Source organism: Pseudomonadota bacterium, from assembly GCA_039193195.1.
GTDB lineage: Bacteria > Pseudomonadota > Gammaproteobacteria > Steroidobacterales > JBCBZW01 > JBCBZW01.
Genome location: JBCCWS010000009.1, coordinates 97,672 through 113,601, shown reverse-complemented (window position 1 = coordinate 113,601; position 15,930 = coordinate 97,672). Strand labels below are relative to the sequence as shown.

The window sequence follows — 15,930 nt, the reverse complement described above, 5'->3', positions numbered from 1 at the left end:
GCTTGAGTGTCCAAGGCCCAACACTCTTGGAGAATTTCATGAGCCTTCCCAGTCGTATCCTCGCCATCGCCGGCATGCTCCTGGCCACCTTATTGGTGGCGCCTTGGGGCGCTCATGCTCAGACGCCCGCCGCGTTGCCCAACAAGTCATCCGTGCCTGTCAGAGAGTCCAGTCCGATCGATGGCACCTGGACCATCTCCACGCTCGGTAAGCGGATTCGCTTCGAAGGCGGGCGCGCTTATGCGGTAGACCCCTGGACGCACGCCGTCTTCTGGCAGATCCAGCCGGACATGGTGGTGCTGCAGAATCTCCGGCGCCTGGAGCCCGGGGCGTGGATTGCCGACGACTTGCCGCTTGCCGGCCCGGCCCAGATGAAGCTGGCCACGGACGGCAACATCGACGTCAAGGTCAAAGGCGCCCTGTTCGGCGTCAGCTACCGCTTGCTTCGCTCAGCCGTCGACGACGGTGCCTGGCTGGCAGATGAGATGTCGAAGACGGACTTCTCCAGCGATGCAGCTTTCGATGGCACGGGCGGCGGGCGCACGGCCGAGCCCATCGAGAAGTGGTACGTCTACATTCGACGCGTCTGGTGCACCGGCTCCGGCGTGGGCTTCGTCAAAGATGCGACGGGATACGTGAGCGTCAATGCCAGCCGGTCGGGCGATTCCGGACGCACCGTGACGACCAAGCGCAAGAAGGTGAATACGGAGTGCAGGAAGAAGTACGAGCGCACGCGCTACGACTACCGGGAAGGCGATGCCGGCCTACTGGTGATCAAGGGGACACGCGAGCAGATCAAGAACTACACGATCAACTACGACTTCGAATGGTGGTACGGCAAGAAGGGTAAGAAATCCCGCACCGACCGCAAGCGCTACAAGAAGCCGGGGGTCCTGCAGAACGGCCTCGGGATCAACGAACGCAAGGACTACACGTGGAAGATCGACGGCGGTATCTCGCCGGACTTCTACCTGCAAGTGCGGTTCAAGCGGAAGCAGTAATCATGCGTGCTACCCCTCTGATACTTATCGCATGCGTGCTCGCGGTCGGTCTGTCTGCAGTACCCGTAAACGCCCAGATGCCGGCCAACCTGCCGTACGAATCCAGTGCCACCAGAAGCGAGGGCCTCGGCATCGATGGCGATTGGACGATCCGTGAGATCGGCAAGCGCATCCGCATCGATCGCGGTATTGCCTATGCGCTGGACCCCTGGGTCCATGCGGTCCTGTGGCGGGTCAATCCGGGCATGGTGGTGATGCAAAACATCGAGCCCACCACCAACGGTCGGTACGAGGCCGATGACCTGCCCCTGCAAGGGCGGTCCACGATGACCGTGCAAGCGGATGGCACGATCCGCGTGTTGGTCGCGGGCGCGTTTGGTCCGGTCAACCTCGTGCTTGAGCCAGTGCCTGATGTCGCGACCCTCGCGCAGGCCGAGCTATCCCGGTCGACCGTCGCCTCGACCGACGCATCGCCGCGTTCTCCCGCACCGGTCCCGATCGGTCGTCGTCGTCCTCTGCAGGAAGATCTCCCCGAGTTTCGATCCTGGGAGTCCTTCACTGGGTGCGACGGCGATGACGAGGCGGTACCGGAGGCCGAGTCGCCCCGCGAACGCATGCAGAACGCCAATCGCGTCGACAAGATCGCCCAGCGGCGCTTTGCCAGCTTCTCCCTCGACGACATCCAGTCCGGGGCGGGCGGCGACATCATCGACCAACGGTGCTGGTTCCGTATCGACGGTGTGTGGCGAGAGCTCGGCAACATCACGCTGGATCGCGCCAAGGACCGTCCCAAGGTCTGGGGCAGTGACTCGCCCGAGCTGATCGTCCTCGCCAACGGCAACTACACGACACCGCAGTTTCTCTTCATCGGCAGCGTCGGCAGCGATGACGAGGTGCTCTACGTGGCTGAAGCATTCTCGGATACGGGCTTCGCCCGCTTCACCAGCAGCGATGGTCTCACCCTCGAAGAGACGTTGCAGCGTGGCGGCCCGATCAAGCGCTACACCGCCGACACGCGCTTTCAACTCGGGCAGTCGTTGACCCTGGATGTCACGCGATCCGGGCGCGTACGGCTAAGGCTTGGTGACACCACCTACGTGCGACCGAGCCCGGGGGTATCGAAGACGACGATGTCCAATCAGATCGCCGCCAACGACGCCTTCCTGCTCGGCTACAACCTGGAGAACCTGTCGGCCAGTCGGCGAGGCTACGACGTCGTGAAGCAGGATCCTTTCTTCCTGCTCGAGAATCCGAAGTTCGACGTGTTCGCGGAAGCCGGACCGCAGGCGTACGTCATCACCGAAAAGCGCACCGTGCCGCTCGGGCTGACCCTGATCCAGGAAGCCACCCAGGGCATGGTGTTCAACAAGTCGGCGGTGTCGTCCGGCCAGGAGCTGCAGACGACGTTGTCCCTGGCCATGGGCGCCAACGTCAAGGGCAACGGCTACGCCATGGGCGTGCCGGTAGAAACGTCGATGTCCGTCGATGCCACGGCATCGGCAATGGCCAGCTGGGAAAGCAATAAGACCGTGGCTCAGGCAATCGGCTTTTCCAGGGCCAAGCAGTACGCGCTGGTCGTCGACCACCCCTACGCCACCTTGTCCGATGACTTCCTCGACGCGGTCGAGGACGCGAGGCGCTACGCGAACTTCACGGCGATCATCGACAACTTCGGCACGCACTACCCCTATGCCGTCACCTACGGTGCCGCGGCCAAGGTCACACACTCATTTACCGAAGACGCCTGGCGAAAAGCCGCCGAGGTCAACGTGGGCTACAAGGTGTCCGCCGGCGCGGAGACGCTCGGCTCGGGCGGCTCGGGGTACTTCGGTGCCAATGCCGGCCTGCGCACGGGCAGCTCCGGTTCGGTGGGCGAAGAGGGGGCCACCTTCGTCGCCGTCGGCGGCAACGGCTCGTGGAACGAAAACGGCTACAGCGCGGGGCCGACGCCGTATCCGATCCTGATGGATCTGCGGCCCTTGTACGAGCTCCTGAATCCGCTGAATTTCCCCAACGAGCCCGAGATCTACCAAGGCGTCCGCGAAGAGCTGCGCCTGCACACAGAGGCGTACATTGCGAAGTTCGCCAACCGCATCAGCGATCGCAGCCTCTTGCCGCTCGTGGAGCCGAAGAAGGACGAGCCGATAGAGACCTGGCGCATCTACGTGCGCCAGATCTGGTGCACGGACGGCAAGATCGGCATGGTGAGCGACGTCGAAGGCACCTTGAGCCTGGATGGCTTCATCGGCGCCAATCGCGACCGCTACGCGACGACCAAGGACAAGAAGCTCACGGTGGTCTGCAAAAAGAAGAAGCAAAGCAAGACCTACAAGTACAAGAGCGGCGCCGCCGGCATGCTCGAAATCCAGGGCACCCGGGCCCAGATCGCGGCGTACACGATCGCCCTCGAGTTGGACTGGCACTACCTGCCGTTCGGCAAGAAGCATCCGAAAAACAGCAAGAAGAACTACAAGCAACCCGGCGCACTCAAGAGCGGACTGAGCCCGGGCACAAGCAAAGACTACCGCTGGACGGTCGGCAAGAAAGCCAACCCGGACTTCACGCTTTCATTGCGGATGAAACGTATCAATTGACGACGGCAGCAGCCGTCGCCACCTGAGGAAAATACAGATGCAACACGCCTATGGAACTGCGACCGTAGCCGCCACGATGATGATGGTGTCACTCGGTGCCGTCGCAGAGGACTACACCCCCGACATCGCGGAGCTAGACGAACGCACGGGGTTGTCCTTTGCAGGGCATCCGGCTTTCAATCTAGGCGAGGGAGGCACCCTCGAATTCTGGGTAGCCCCGGGATGGACAGATGACCCCGGCTATGACCCGGTGGTGCTGTCCAGCGAAACCGACGACAACTTCAGTTTCGTCATCGCCATGCTCGGCGACAGGACCGGCCTCACGGTACAGACGGGCGACGGCTACGGGGAAGTGGCCTTCAATTTCGACGACGGTGTGATGCACCACGTCGCCATCGTCAATCTCCAGGGGTCGATGGTGGTGGTCGTCGACGGTCAGCCGCTCGATGAGATGACCTTCGGCTTACCGAACGAAGTGCCTCGGATGCTGTGGATCGGCAGCATCAATGGCGAAGGGCTGCCGTTCGTTGGTGCGGTTGGTGGGTTCCGCGTCTGGGATGTCGCCGTGGAGCTCGAGGAGCTTGTCGTCTTCGCCCTGCTCGATCCCCTGGACCCCGAGTTTCCACATCCAGATCTCTCAGCCCTAAGTGCCTACAGCAACCTGGCCAGCAACACGTTCGAGATCTCGGATTTGCTTTGGGACGACGACAAAGAGGATTCAACCGCAGACACTGTGATGGAGGCAGGCGAATGAAAGCGTTGACGATGTTGAGCGTAGCACTGGTGGTAGTTGCGTTGTTCCACTCCCAACCGACCGAGGCGCAGAAAATCAAACCGGGGGCGACAAAGCAGTCAGCATCCCAATCCCGCCCCGCAACGACGGACCCTCGGGCCAGGTCGGTCTACAACAAGAAAAAGCCGACTCAGGCGAAGCAGAAGCACGATGTTGCAGCGTTCAACATGACGCGGGCCCATTCAGTCAAGAAGCAGGCCGGAAAGGACCTGCAGGTGGCGGCGCGCGAACTCACGCGGGCCCAACGCGCATTCGATCGCGCTCCCCCGGAGCGCAAAGGCGCAGCGCGTAGGCGGCTGGACGCTGCGCGGATGAACCATGCGAACAGACGCCTGGATCTCTCAGATTCACGAGCGGCCTACAGGGCCGCCAGGAACAGCTACCGCCAGGCCAACGATCAGTTGCATGGGCAGCGCTCCAGCAGCTGGGCGTCGCGACTCGCCACCTGGTTCAAAGGCTTCCTGCCCAAGCGAAGCTTTAAAGGACGCAGGGTTGAATTCGCGGAACACCACCTGGGCAGGACTGGCTCCGGCGAGCCTCGTCCCACTGTTCAGCCAAGGGGAGTGCTGGTGACCAGCGAGCGCGTCTCTGTCGAGCTTGAGCGCAGACCGATGCCCCTAAACTAGTGCGGCGTGGACGAGGCGTGCTCTGGGTCGAGGCACGCACGATCGTGCCCCGGCTCATCTCTCGCCCGGAGCATACCGGGGCAGCGTCTTGGGGCCCACCGCCGCGGGCATCACCGTCGGTGCTTGAATGGTCTCTTTGAGCAGCAGAACGCGCAGGGAGAAACGACGGGCGCAGTCAGTTAGGCGTTGCGCCCTCATCGTTCTCAAACGTTATAGGAGCATCTCATGCGCGCACGACTCCTCTCCCTCGCCGCCCTCATCGCCGTAGGCCTGCAAGGCACCGCGGCCCACGCCACCGAGTTCCCTGGTATCAACCCAGCCCCTGCAGGATTTACCACCATCGCTACCGCGCTCGCCGACGGTGAGTACGATCCGGCCAGCGCGAATCCGAACGTGCCCGGATGCTTCTTCGGCTTCTGCGATGGCAACTACTTCCACACGCAGATCGCAGAGCGCACGCCCGACGAGGTGGCTCAGCTCGAGCAAGACGCCAAGGCGTTCTTCTCCCAGCGCTTCGGCGTGGACGTCGACGCGCTCGCCGGCTCGGGTGCCATCACCTTCCTCGACGCATACATCGACCCCCGGGCTAACTACCGCGTGCGCTCCCTCTCCAGCGAGCACGTACACGAGCTCGGTTGGGAGCTGCACGACTGGGTGTTGGTCGTGATCAGCAACCAGGACATCCCCCTGGCGGGAGAATGGGAGGGATCGGTGATGCCGGCAGGGTCGATGCTGGGCTACGGCGAGTATTGGATCCAAAAGAGCCGCCTCGATCGGCGAGGCGACGCGCCCGTGCTGGTGGACCTCGACCAGTACCTGGTGGTGCGCTATCGCTCATCGTCACCCTTTGTGATCGACTCATCGACGGGCTACGGCGCCGGCGGCTGTGAGGTCTTCGACAGCCCCTGGGGCGCAGGCCTGGTGCAAGTGTTGAGCGGCCCGGCAGGCGGAAGCGACGGCACCATCCGTGGCAACACCCGCAACGTCATGACCTTCGATGGTGGAGATGGCTTGGGCACCCACCCCGGGGTTTACAACTGATCGCGCGATTGCCGATCGACGAACGAAGCAGTCGCCGTACCCAGTGCGGCGGTTGCCATCTTCCCTCCCGAGTGCCTGCTACCGATCCCGCATGGCCGTGTCGGACTTGAACAACCGATAGGCCGCGTCCCGAAGGGACTGGCCATTCACCGACAGCAGGGAAGTGGGGCTGGGGGCCGAGAGCTCACCCATGAGTACCCTGAGTACCTTACGATTCGCATAGGAATGATGCGAGCTTGGGTCATCGCCTTGGTCTTCGATGAACTTTTGCAGGACCCGTGCGCGCGTGTCCTGCGCCATGGCTAACTCCATCAGCTTGGCTCGATACTCGAGTTCCCAGGGCGCCATGTCGGGGAACTGCTCGAGGTCAAGAAAGTGCTGCGTCTCGTGGCCGAGAAAGGTGACTCGGAACTCTTCGCCCTCTAGATCTTCGTAGATCGGTACCACGGCGAACAAGGTCTTGTCCGCTACCCAGCCGCCAGCCCCTCGGGTTTCACACGTTGCAAACTGCCCCCAGCCAGTAACGACGAAATCATCCAGAAACGCAACATCGGTGCTGTAGGTGCCGTGAGGCATCTCGACGGTTTCGGAACGGCGCTCTTCCCGGCGCCATATCATCAACTCCCGAAGTACACCGGTCTGGCCGAGCAGGGCGTGCAGCCCTTGCGCCTCCAGCCTGGCGCGTAAAGCGCGTTCGATCGCAACGCTGTCTGTGCCATCTGGCAGGCGCATGTGCTGCCGCAGCGCTTGTTCGAGTTCCTTCGTGTGCCTGTGCCGCGACTCCGGCGCCTTCAGTGATCTGCGCCAATATCGCTGGTAGATCTCAACTACCCTACTCGCGAAAGCGCTATCGTTCCCTCGTGCTGAGGCGAGAGGGCGGGCGCTACCGAAGCGCTCCAACATACAGCTTCGGTACTGTTGGTCCCGTCCATCAAGCGCGATAGGGTCCACCGTCCTTAGCAGTGCCACGGCACGGCGAGCATCTCCCTGCAGCCCAGCCCCGATGGCGTTGGAGATCTTCTCAGCTGAGGTGGCGCTCGCACGGATCGCTGGATCAGGGTCGAGCGTTGGCGCCGCTAGTGGCTCCGTGCAGGCGCCGAAGAGCAGAGACAGTCCCACGATGGCTGACCGCATGAATGCAGACTCCAGAGAATGATGATCTCCCTGACGTTCTAATTCAGCGACGGCCGCGCGTCTTGAAGATTTTTGACCTGTCGCCAATAGCTAGGGGGTGCGCCGGTCAGGGCGCGGATGGATCGGGTGAAGTGTGCTTGGTCTGAAAACCCGAATTGACCTGCAATGTCGACGAGGGCTGCACCACCTTTGATCAATGCATCGTAGGACCTGCGGGCGCGAGCCGTCGCCCGGTATTCGGCTGCCGATACGCCAAAGCTACGTTTGAACCCGCGGCTAACGGTTCCTGGGGCCAACCCCAGCGATCGACACCAATAGCTCACCGGCTTTGCGGGATCGTCGCGGATGGCGTTGGCGATGATTTCAGGCCAATCCGAGGCCGTCGATGCCTCGGCGTCATGGACTGGAGTAGGGCGGCCATAGCGTGTGCCAGATCTGATTCCGCCAAGCGCGCGACTTCCTCCGCATTCGAAGCGGAACAAAGCGGCTCGATGTCTGGGGCATCGTTAAGTTCGAAATTGAGCGTCTCGATATCCCGCCGTGCGCCTATCCAGTTTGCATGGGACGCGAACTTCCCGTGGACGAGGACATCACCCGGCCCGACCGTGAACCTCCCGTGGTCGCCCGCTTCCACATACTTACCGCCTAGGACGAGGGTTACGTAGGGCGTAACGTGTTGGTGACGCGGTAGCGTCGCTCCCGCGGGGAGCGATCTGGCGATTGATGTCAACACTGTCCCCGTCGCTGGCAGCACACGGGCTCTACCATAGACGAGTGCAATTCATCACAAAACCGCAGGAGATGAACCGAACGTGGAGGATGGCGAGTCCCTTGCGCCCGGCGTCCTGTCCAGCGCTGGGCGCTGGCGGCGCAGCCCGTTCTCGTCAACCGGCCCAACCCGTGGAATACTAGTAACCCCTCTCCCACACTCGCCGAGCCGAGCTCGGCGTTGCGGTTGTAGGACTGTGTTGGCAGGCCTACGGCCGGCATGATGGTCTGGCGCCACCTGGCTAGGGAGAAGGCGTGGGCTAGCGCTCGGCGCAAAGCGGCGTCGGCCGGCTCGCCGAGGGAGGGTGGCGCCGTGACGGGCTCTGTAGTGGGTATCCCCGCCGCCATCACGTTTCAAGAGTGCTGAGGAAACCCAATGGACCGCTTTCGATGGATCGCCGCGCCTAATCTGCGCCCTCTCACCCTCTCGAGCTTATGCCTATGGTGCTGCGCTGCGTGCACCGAGCAGGCGCCATCGTCGGCGTCGGTGGTGCCCGAGTCTCGCTCCACCGTCGAGATCCTCGTCACCAGCGAGGCCGGCGATCGTCTCGCCGTGAAGGAGAACGTCGCCCTACGCGCGGGCCCGGCGCCCGAGGAGGCCGGTGCCCGGATCGAGGTGTTCCCTGACCGAGAGAAGCAGACGATGACGGGAGTAGGCTCCTCCTTCACCGAGTCGTCCGCGTTCGTCCTGGCCCACCTACCGCCGCAGGAGCGGGCTGTCGTCATGCGTGAGGTGTACGGAGAGGATGGCGCCGACCTGTCCATCGCGCGCACGGTCATCGCTTCGACTGATTTCTCCGTCGAGGGACGCTACACCTATGCACCGGTGGCGGATGACGCGGCCTTAGAGCACTTCAGCATCGAGGTAGACAGCGACGGCTTCGCTCGGGAGCAGTACCCGGGCATCGCCGACGAGACCTTTGACCTGCTGCCGATGATCCAGGAGGCGCTCGCGATCAAGCGCAATCAGTCAGACCCCACCTTGTCGATCGTCGCGTCCGCCTGGTCCGCACCGCCCTGGATGAAGGACATCGAGGACTACTACGTGAGGCCCACGGAAGCCAACGGCTACCAGGGCACCGGTGGCGTGCTCAAGCCACAGTACGAGGCGACCTATGCCGACTATCTGCTGCGCTACCTGGACAGCTATCGCGAGCAGGGCGTCGAGATCTGGGGCATGACGCCCGTCAACGAGCCGAACGGCAACAGCGGCCAGTGGGAGAGCATGCACTTCACCCCGCAGTCCCAGGGCGAGTTCATCAAGCAACACCTGGGACCAAAGCTCCAAGAGGGTGGCTACGAACAGCTGAAGCTACTCATCTACGACCAGAACCGGGACGATCTCCCGCGCTGGACCAAGGCCATCCTCGGCGACCCGGAGGCGGCTCGCTACGTCTACGGCACGGGCGTGCACTGGTACGGCAGCACGACCCAAGTATTCGAGGAGGCGCTGGTCGAGGCCCACGAGCAGTTCCCAGCCTTCGACATCATCCACACCGAGGGCACCATCGACGATCTGGGCAAGCCAGCGCCCGGGGGCATCGGTGACCCGGAGGGCTTCCAGGAGAGCGGGTGGTTCGGCAACGACGATTTCTGGTGGAACCCCAACGCGACCGACTGGGCCTACACCGCGTCCTGGGCACCGGCACCGGAACTCCATCCTGTGTACACGCCTGTCCATCGCTACGCCCGCAACATCATCGTTAGCTTCAACAATTGGATGTCGGGCTGGATCGACTGGAACATCGTGCTCGACAGCAACGGCGGGCCCAACCATGTGGGCAACTTCTGCGGCGCGCCGATCATGATCGACACTGAGACGGACGAGGTCTACTACACGCCGATCTTCCACGTGCTCAAGCAGCTCAGCCGCACGATACGGCCTGGGGATCGGGCACTACAGGCGACGACGGTGCTCGCCGACGGCATGGGCGAGGACGCACTGCACGCGAGCGCGACGCGCAACGCCGAAGGCCTGATCAGCGTGCAGCTGCTGAACACGACCAAGGCGCCCATCGACTACTCCTTACAGGTGGGTGAGGAGCACGCTGCGATCACGATTCCGGCGAACGCCTTGCAGACGGTTAGGCTGAGCCTCGGCGCTGCGCGCTGAGGGCCGGCTTCGCAGCCCAGCGAGCTAGCTAGCGACCGGTCCTGCGATGGCGGTCGGCGAGTCTTGAGCCCGGGGGTACGCCGGACGCCCGTCGCCTTCCCGGTGAGGCAGCGGCCCAGGACAGGCCTAGGAAGGCTTGCCTCGCCCTTTTTGTCGATGCGCGGATCCTAGTGTCCCGAGTTAGAAGTTCGTTGATGAATTCGCGGCACCTTTTCGCCCCTGAGCACGTTGCTCCTCCTCCCGTGGGGCCTGCCACGCTCGTCGTCGCGCCACGCTCAGGGACAAAAACCCGCGTGCGAATTCATCAACGAACTTCTAACTCAGGACACTAGAGCTGGTGGCGCGAGCACCCATAAGTCTGTCAAACGAGCTCCCCCGGCCTCCAACCCTCGCGTCAAGAACTACCCTTGGTCGTGTTCGGCACCATAGGAGCTATTGAGCCGTTAGCCGCGGACCACTTGGTACGGGCGCAATGCTCCCTGGGCGGGCTAGTGCCCACTGGCGGTGATGGCGCCAGGTGCCTCCCTGCTTGGAGTCTAGGAACACAGATAGCCGGTGGCGCTATGGCCGCTCGATGCCAAGCTTGTGCGCTCTGAACGACGCCCTGGCTCTCGATCATAGCGCTACCCATTCAGGGCGTGAGGTTTGTACTGCCCAACATCCCTTGCGTGACTGCGCCGCAGTTCGGATTCACTGGGTTGGCCGCTTCACCGAACGCGGTGAAGTACGCCGAGGGCGTTAGCCATTGTAGATGGGAGAAGCCCCATGACGATGGGTGCAGGGCCTACGCCTCGCGCGCGCGCCGTGGTGATGGCTGGGTGCGATAGGTGGGCGATCTTTAGCCGTGCGCTCGACGGTGTTCGGCGAGTGTCTCCTTGGTCACCACGAGGCGATTGATAGGCATCGAGAAGCGAGCGCCAAGCGCGTCGCCTTGGCCAGCGAGGTATGTCTCTAAGGCGCTTAGCATGCGCGCCCTACTCGCGCCGCAGAGCACGAAGGAGGCGTAGAAAAACCCGGCGACGATGCGCGCAAGCTCGCCGGGTGGGGCGTCGAGGTGGACCAGGCCCGGCTCCACCTGCACGGGGCAACCGTCGAAATACTCGCTCGCAAGCGCACTCAACGCCGCCGTGCTGCGCACCCGTGCGTCACCCAGATCAAACTCCCCGTAGCCAGGGTACTCATCGCAGACAGCGTCGTAGATGAGCTGATGGATCGCCTCGTAGCTGGGGGAGCGGCGCATGTCGCCATCGACGATGGCACCGAACACGCCGCCCGGGCGCAGCACCCTGGCGACTTCCGCCAGCACGGGGCCTACGGGATCCATCAGGGTCAGTGCCCAGTGGCACAGGGCGACGTCCACGGACTCGTCCTGCAGCACGTGGAGGTCCTGGGCCAGACCTTGATGGAGCGTCACTTGCGCGTGCCGCAAGCGGGCGCGCGCGAGCGCGAGCTCGTCTTCGCTCATGTCCACGCCGACCAAGCACACGGCATCGCCGTGCTGCTCGTGGCAGAGGGCGCTGAGGCGACCGCTTCCACAGGCGAGGTCCAGGACGTGCGTGTGTCGCTGCGGCTCGATCAGCTCCGCGAGCCACTGGTAGCTGTTGCGTCCGCGCACGTCGCGGCTCGCCCAGGCGCAGGTCTCCGTGAACCCGGCGTTTCGACGATGCACCTCGAGTAGGTGTTCGCGCAGCTCCTGCGCCGAGGGTGCTTCGCGTCGACGCAGCTTGTCGGTAAACGGCGTGTGCAGGATGGGGTCGACTGAAGTCATGCGTCTTCGCCCAAGTAAATCAGGGTGACATGCTGTTCGAAGCGCCACTGATCGTCTCGTTGGCAAGCGCGCAGATAGGTGGCCAGAGGTTCGGCTTCCAGCATCTGTTCGAGGCTTACCTGGTCGTCGAAAACACAGCGCTGGAGGTAGCCCTCAACGCGCTCATGACCGCCATGGTCCACGCCATTGGTGTAGCGGATCTGCTCAGTACGATAGGCGGCGCCGAGGCGGTCGAGGCTAGCGAGGATCTGCTCGGCCGTGCTGTAAGGAACACGGTCGGAACCGGTCTGGAAGGCCTGGCGGTAGTGGTCGTAGCAGCGGATGTAGTGGCCGACTTCGCTGCTGTGTGCGATGAACCCCACGCCATCCATCGCCCGCAAAAAGCGACCTAGCGCCTGGTCCAGCTCGGCCTCGGGGACAGCGTACAGGGCGTGCGTCGCCCACACGATGTCGTACGCGCCGCTGGCGGCATCGAGCCCTTGGAGCGTGGTGACCAGTTCCTCGCCGGCCATGAACGGCGGGGCGAGTGCGCTGCGGGCCTGCGCAATCGAGAAGTCGCTCGGGTCGAGGAGATCGTAGGTGATCGGGCGCAGGTTGGCGCGTGGGAGCTCCGTGTCGCACAGGAGGGCAGCGGGGAACTTGCCCGAGCCACAGGCGACATCGAGCAGGCGCAGCGGGCGTCCGGGCGCGCTGTCTTGCCGGCCCGCGAGCCAGCTCACCCAGTCGTTCGCGTTCGCGAGGTGTTGATAGTCCACCCGCGCCAGGGTGTAGAAGTCATCCATCTCGCCGCGCCGCGCTTCACTCCAGTGCTCGCAGCTGCGTTGAAAGGTGGTATTGCTCAAAGGGACTCTCCGCAGGCTAGTGTCGCGAGTTGGCTTCATTGATGAATTCGTGCGCGAGTGTTCGTTGCTGAGCGTGGCGCGACGACGAGCGTGGCGGGCTCCGCGGTAGGAGGAGCAATGTGCTCAGGGGCGAAAAGGCACCGTGGACTCATCAACGAACTTCTACCTCACGGCTGGGCGCGTACGCGGGACCAGCACACCGGGTTAAGCGCGCTGTTGGCGAGGCCGCCCGGCGCGACGCCGGGCATGAACTTCTGCCAGTCCCCGGACACCATGGTGGGCCGGTCGAGCACGCGGGCACCGTCGGCGAAGTAGGTGTTGGCGAGCACGACTCGGCTGAGTTCCGTGAGGTTGGGGCCGGCAGTATGAAAGCTAAGGTTGTGGTGGAAACTCACCTCGCCGAGGGCGAAGGAGGAGTCGTCTATCGCCACTTCGCCATCGCGGAAGATCTCACCTACCTGCTGGTCGTAGCTGGTGTCGAACTTGTTGAAAGGCACGTCGCGAACGCGTTTCCAAACGTCGATTGGATGGGCGAAGGCCAGTGGGCCCATGCGGCGCGGGATCGCCTGCGCGGGGATCCAGGCGGTCACCACCTCTTGGGTCGCGAGGGGAAAGTGGTGGTCGTCGTAGTGCCAGGGCGTGCGACCGCATCCGGGCTCCTTGGACATGAGATTGTCGTGGTACAGGCGTACGCCCGAAACGTCGAGCAGCTCACCGGCGATGCCGGCGATGCGCGGACTGGTGACGAAGGCGCGGATCAGGGCGTTCTCCAGCCACACCAGCTCGAGGCTCAGAAACCGCGCGCGCGTGCCGCCATCCAGAGAACTGGCGTAGGCGGCTTCCAGCAACCGCACCATCTCCTCGCGCAGGCGTGCGGCCACGGCAGCGCTCAGCACGTTTTTGAGCTTGAGGAAGCCCCTGCGCTGAAACTCGCCGATCTGCGCTTCCGAGAGCGCGTAGGGTGTTTGCAGAAATGCGTGCACGTCCCCGTCGAGCGCAGGTGGCGCGGACGCTGCCGCCAGTGGCATGTCGTCCGTGTCGTCGACTGGGGCCTGACGGCCGTGAGGCGCCTCTGGCTGCGCGAGCGAGACGTACCAATCCCACCAGGCTTGGTTGTCTTGCTCCCACGCTTGGTCGACGTCGTCGCGCCGGGCGTTATCGCCCACGAGCAACGAGCGCCTGGTCGGCGTCGACTCTTGCATCCGTGATCTCGCTAGGTCGTGGGGGGGTTTACGTGCGGCGTGGAGAGGATTCGCCACACGAGGCGCATTGGATTTTGTCAAACTCGATAGGCCGAGCGCCAGTGCGTCACCAAAGGTCTGCCGGCGAGCGAGGTACCGGAAGCGTGATACGTTGGCGCGCAGTCGCGTGTGCTGTGGCTGGCTTAAGGCGGCGACCTGGCGTACTGTGATTGTGAGACGTAGCCTGTCCCACGGTCGTGGGGGAGAGGGATGTTGGGACCGATCATCGCCACTCGCGACCGTGCCAGCGTTGGCCGAAGGCTATCGGCAGCCTCTGACGTGCGTCCGACGACGTTAGGCTTTCGAACTCGCGCGGCCCAGGGCAGCCGTCGCAGCCCGGCTGCGGCTAGGCGTAGCGGGCGGCTCGAGGTCATGCCTGCGGCAGATGAGTGTTCTGTTCAGCTAAGAAGAAACTCAGTACCGAGTTAGGCCAGCTGCTAGCCGACTAGGCGTGCGCTGCCTTGGCCTTCACCGTGCCAGTGCGATCTCTAGAGCTCGACCCACGCGGAGCAATAGCGCATCGTTCCAGGCAGTCGCCGTCATCAGCATGCCGACAGGGAGGCGATCAGCTTCGCTCTGCATCGGGACGGATAGCGCAGGATAGCCGGCCATGGCGGCAAGCCAACTCGCCCCGATGGGAGGGGCGTTCGACGACGCGCGCTCATCGCCATCGAGCGGTGATGGTAGGGCGCCCGAAGGCATCACCAACACCTCCACCCGATGGCTCTTAAGCAACGCATCAATGCCCTGCGGGCCTGTGGCGGCTTTGATGGCGGTGGAGATTCGTTTGTACTGCGCGCTCTCAATGCTCGGCGCGGTGGCCGCTTGAATGAGACCGGATTGGTCGAGGCTACCGTCGGTGGCATGGTCGGCGTTGAACGTGATCAGGTCGGTGATCGAACGTACCGGGACCTCCTCCGGTGCGTTTGCCAGATACGCATCGAGATCGGCCCTGAACTCGATGTCCAGGAGCGTACCCCCGCTTTCCCACGTGATGGGATCCGGCCTAAAGGATGTGATATCGACGAGGACCGCACCGTGAGCCTCGAGTGCCCCTAGTGCCCTGTTGAAGGCTGCAGATACCTCGGGGTTTGTGCCCTCGGCCCAGCGAAAGACGCCGACCCTCATGCCCTGCACGCCGCGTTCGATCTCCGCCAGATAATCCACCGACCGATCCGCGGCATCAGGCCCAACCATCGCGTTCAGCATGAGTGCAGCGTCGCGAACCGTGCGCGCCATTGGTCCTGCCGAGTCCTGTGATCGAGATACGGGGATGATGCCCGCCTGCGACACCAGGCCAACGGTGGGCTTCATTCCCACCACCCCGTTGCACGCAGCGGGGCTCGTGATGGAGCCATTCGTTTCCACCCCGACGGCGAGGGGCGCTAACGACAGGGCGACGGCAACCGCTGATCCTGATGAGGAGCCACACGGTGACACTGATCGGTCAACGGCGTTGAGCGTTTGTCCACCGAGGCCGCTCCACCCTGCCGGCGCATCCGAGGAACGGAAGTTCGACCACTCCGAGAGGTTTGTCTTGCCGAGGACGATGGCGCCTTGCGACCTGAGTTGAGCGATGACGTCGGCGTCCCGCCGCGTGAAGTTCTCCGCTAGCGCCGGGGAGCCGGCGGTAGTGGGGAGCTCTCGCGTTTCGACCGTGTCCTTCACCAGCACCGGCAGCCCGTGCAGCCGACCTCGGTACTCGCCGCGCGCCGCTTCAGCGTCTAGCGTGCGTGCCTCCTCGAGCGCTGCCTCGTTGAGCGAGAGGATGCTTCGGTAGTGCGGCCCGCGCCTGTCGAGCGAGGAGATTCGATCGAGAGAGGCTGCTACCAGCGCTTCACTCGTAAGTTCACCGTGTCTGATCGCCCTCGCGAGGGCTTCCGCCGAGGACGTGAGATCAACTGCGGTGCTGAGCGATGCGTTCGGCACCGTGCAGATCGCGACCGAAGTGAGTCCGATGCACAGCATCGCCAACGATGCGGTTCGAGCTACCCCTCGCATACGAAATC

At 63.6% G+C, this 15,930-nt stretch carries 10 protein-coding genes; 5 read left to right on the top strand and 5 right to left on the bottom strand.

The genetic code is table 11. The annotated features are described in order from the left end of the window. Positions 1-38 precede the first annotated feature (38 nt). The 4 genes from AAGA68_10560 to AAGA68_10545 all read left to right on the top strand — a co-directional run bounded on the left by AAGA68_10560 (position 39) and on the right by AAGA68_10545 (position 6,055). Positions 39-1,001: a hypothetical protein gene (locus AAGA68_10560; GenBank protein ID MEM9385493.1), complete on the top strand. Its 963-nt coding sequence runs from the start codon at positions 39-41 to the stop codon at positions 999-1,001. 2 nt (positions 1,002-1,003) lie between these two features. After that, positions 1,004-3,595 carry an MAC/perforin domain-containing protein gene (locus AAGA68_10555; protein ID MEM9385492.1) on the top strand — a complete coding sequence of 864 codons (2,592 nt, stop codon included), beginning with the start codon at positions 1,004-1,006 and terminating at the stop codon, positions 3,593-3,595. A gap of 37 nt (positions 3,596-3,632) precedes the next feature. Then, positions 3,633-4,349, top strand: coding sequence for a LamG-like jellyroll fold domain-containing protein (locus tag AAGA68_10550; protein ID MEM9385491.1), 717 nt, complete (start codon positions 3,633-3,635; stop codon positions 4,347-4,349). A gap of 890 nt (positions 4,350-5,239) precedes the next feature. Continuing rightward, a complete protein-coding gene (locus AAGA68_10545; protein MEM9385490.1) occupies positions 5,240-6,055 on the top strand; it encodes a hypothetical protein in 816 nt (271 codons plus the stop codon). A 78-nt stretch (positions 6,056-6,133) separates the two neighbouring features. Here AAGA68_10545 and AAGA68_10540 read toward each other — a convergent pair whose 3' ends face one another. Continuing rightward, positions 6,134-7,189: a hypothetical protein gene (locus AAGA68_10540; protein ID MEM9385489.1), complete on the bottom strand. Its 1,056-nt coding sequence runs from the start codon at positions 7,187-7,189 to the stop codon at positions 6,134-6,136. 1,144 nt (positions 7,190-8,333) lie between these two features. Here AAGA68_10540 and AAGA68_10535 point away from each other — a divergent pair. After that, entirely contained in the window at positions 8,334-10,070 is a 1,737-nt protein-coding gene (locus AAGA68_10535; GenBank protein MEM9385488.1) for a glycoside hydrolase family 30 protein, read from the top strand. 838 nt (positions 10,071-10,908) lie between these two features. Here the strand turns inward: AAGA68_10535 and AAGA68_10530 are convergent. The 4 genes from AAGA68_10530 to AAGA68_10515 form a co-directional block, all read right to left on the bottom strand. Beyond that, positions 10,909-11,838 (bottom strand): class I SAM-dependent methyltransferase, encoded by a 930-nt coding sequence (locus tag AAGA68_10530; protein MEM9385487.1) that lies wholly within the window; start codon positions 11,836-11,838, stop codon positions 10,909-10,911. Then, positions 11,835-12,680: a class I SAM-dependent methyltransferase gene (locus AAGA68_10525; GenBank protein MEM9385486.1), complete on the bottom strand. Its 846-nt coding sequence runs from the start codon at positions 12,678-12,680 to the stop codon at positions 11,835-11,837. Before AAGA68_10525 ends, AAGA68_10530 begins: the two co-directional genes overlap by 4 nt. A gap of 167 nt (positions 12,681-12,847) precedes the next feature. Next, positions 12,848-13,882, bottom strand: coding sequence for a phytanoyl-CoA dioxygenase family protein (locus AAGA68_10520; protein ID MEM9385485.1), 1,035 nt, complete (start codon positions 13,880-13,882; stop codon positions 12,848-12,850). Between the two features lie 507 nt (positions 13,883-14,389). Beyond that, positions 14,390-15,922, bottom strand: a complete 1,533-nt coding sequence (locus AAGA68_10515; protein ID MEM9385484.1) for an amidase family protein — start codon at positions 15,920-15,922, stop codon at positions 14,390-14,392. Between the last annotated feature and the right edge of the window lie 8 nt (positions 15,923-15,930).

Excerpts from the sequence above, each read along its gene's own strand:
- AAGA68_10560 (MEM9385493.1), top strand. The coding sequence starts at position 39 with ATGAGCCTTCCCAGTCGTATCCTCGCCATCGCCGGCATGCTCCTGGCC.
- AAGA68_10520 (MEM9385485.1), bottom strand. The coding sequence starts at position 13,882 with ATGCAAGAGTCGACGCCGACCAGGCGCTCGTTGCTCGTGGGCGATAAC.
- AAGA68_10555 (MEM9385492.1), top strand. The coding sequence starts at position 1,004 with ATGCGTGCTACCCCTCTGATACTTATCGCATGCGTGCTCGCGGTCGGT.
- AAGA68_10545 (MEM9385490.1), top strand. The coding sequence starts at position 5,240 with ATGCGCGCACGACTCCTCTCCCTCGCCGCCCTCATCGCCGTAGGCCTG.
- AAGA68_10535 (MEM9385488.1), top strand. The coding sequence starts at position 8,334 with ATGGACCGCTTTCGATGGATCGCCGCGCCTAATCTGCGCCCTCTCACC.
- AAGA68_10550 (MEM9385491.1), top strand. The coding sequence starts at position 3,633 with ATGCAACACGCCTATGGAACTGCGACCGTAGCCGCCACGATGATGATG.
- AAGA68_10530 (MEM9385487.1), bottom strand. The coding sequence starts at position 11,838 with ATGACTTCAGTCGACCCCATCCTGCACACGCCGTTTACCGACAAGCTG.
- AAGA68_10540 (MEM9385489.1), bottom strand. The coding sequence starts at position 7,189 with ATGCGGTCAGCCATCGTGGGACTGTCTCTGCTCTTCGGCGCCTGCACG.
- AAGA68_10515 (MEM9385484.1), bottom strand. The coding sequence starts at position 15,922 with ATGCGAGGGGTAGCTCGAACCGCATCGTTGGCGATGCTGTGCATCGGA.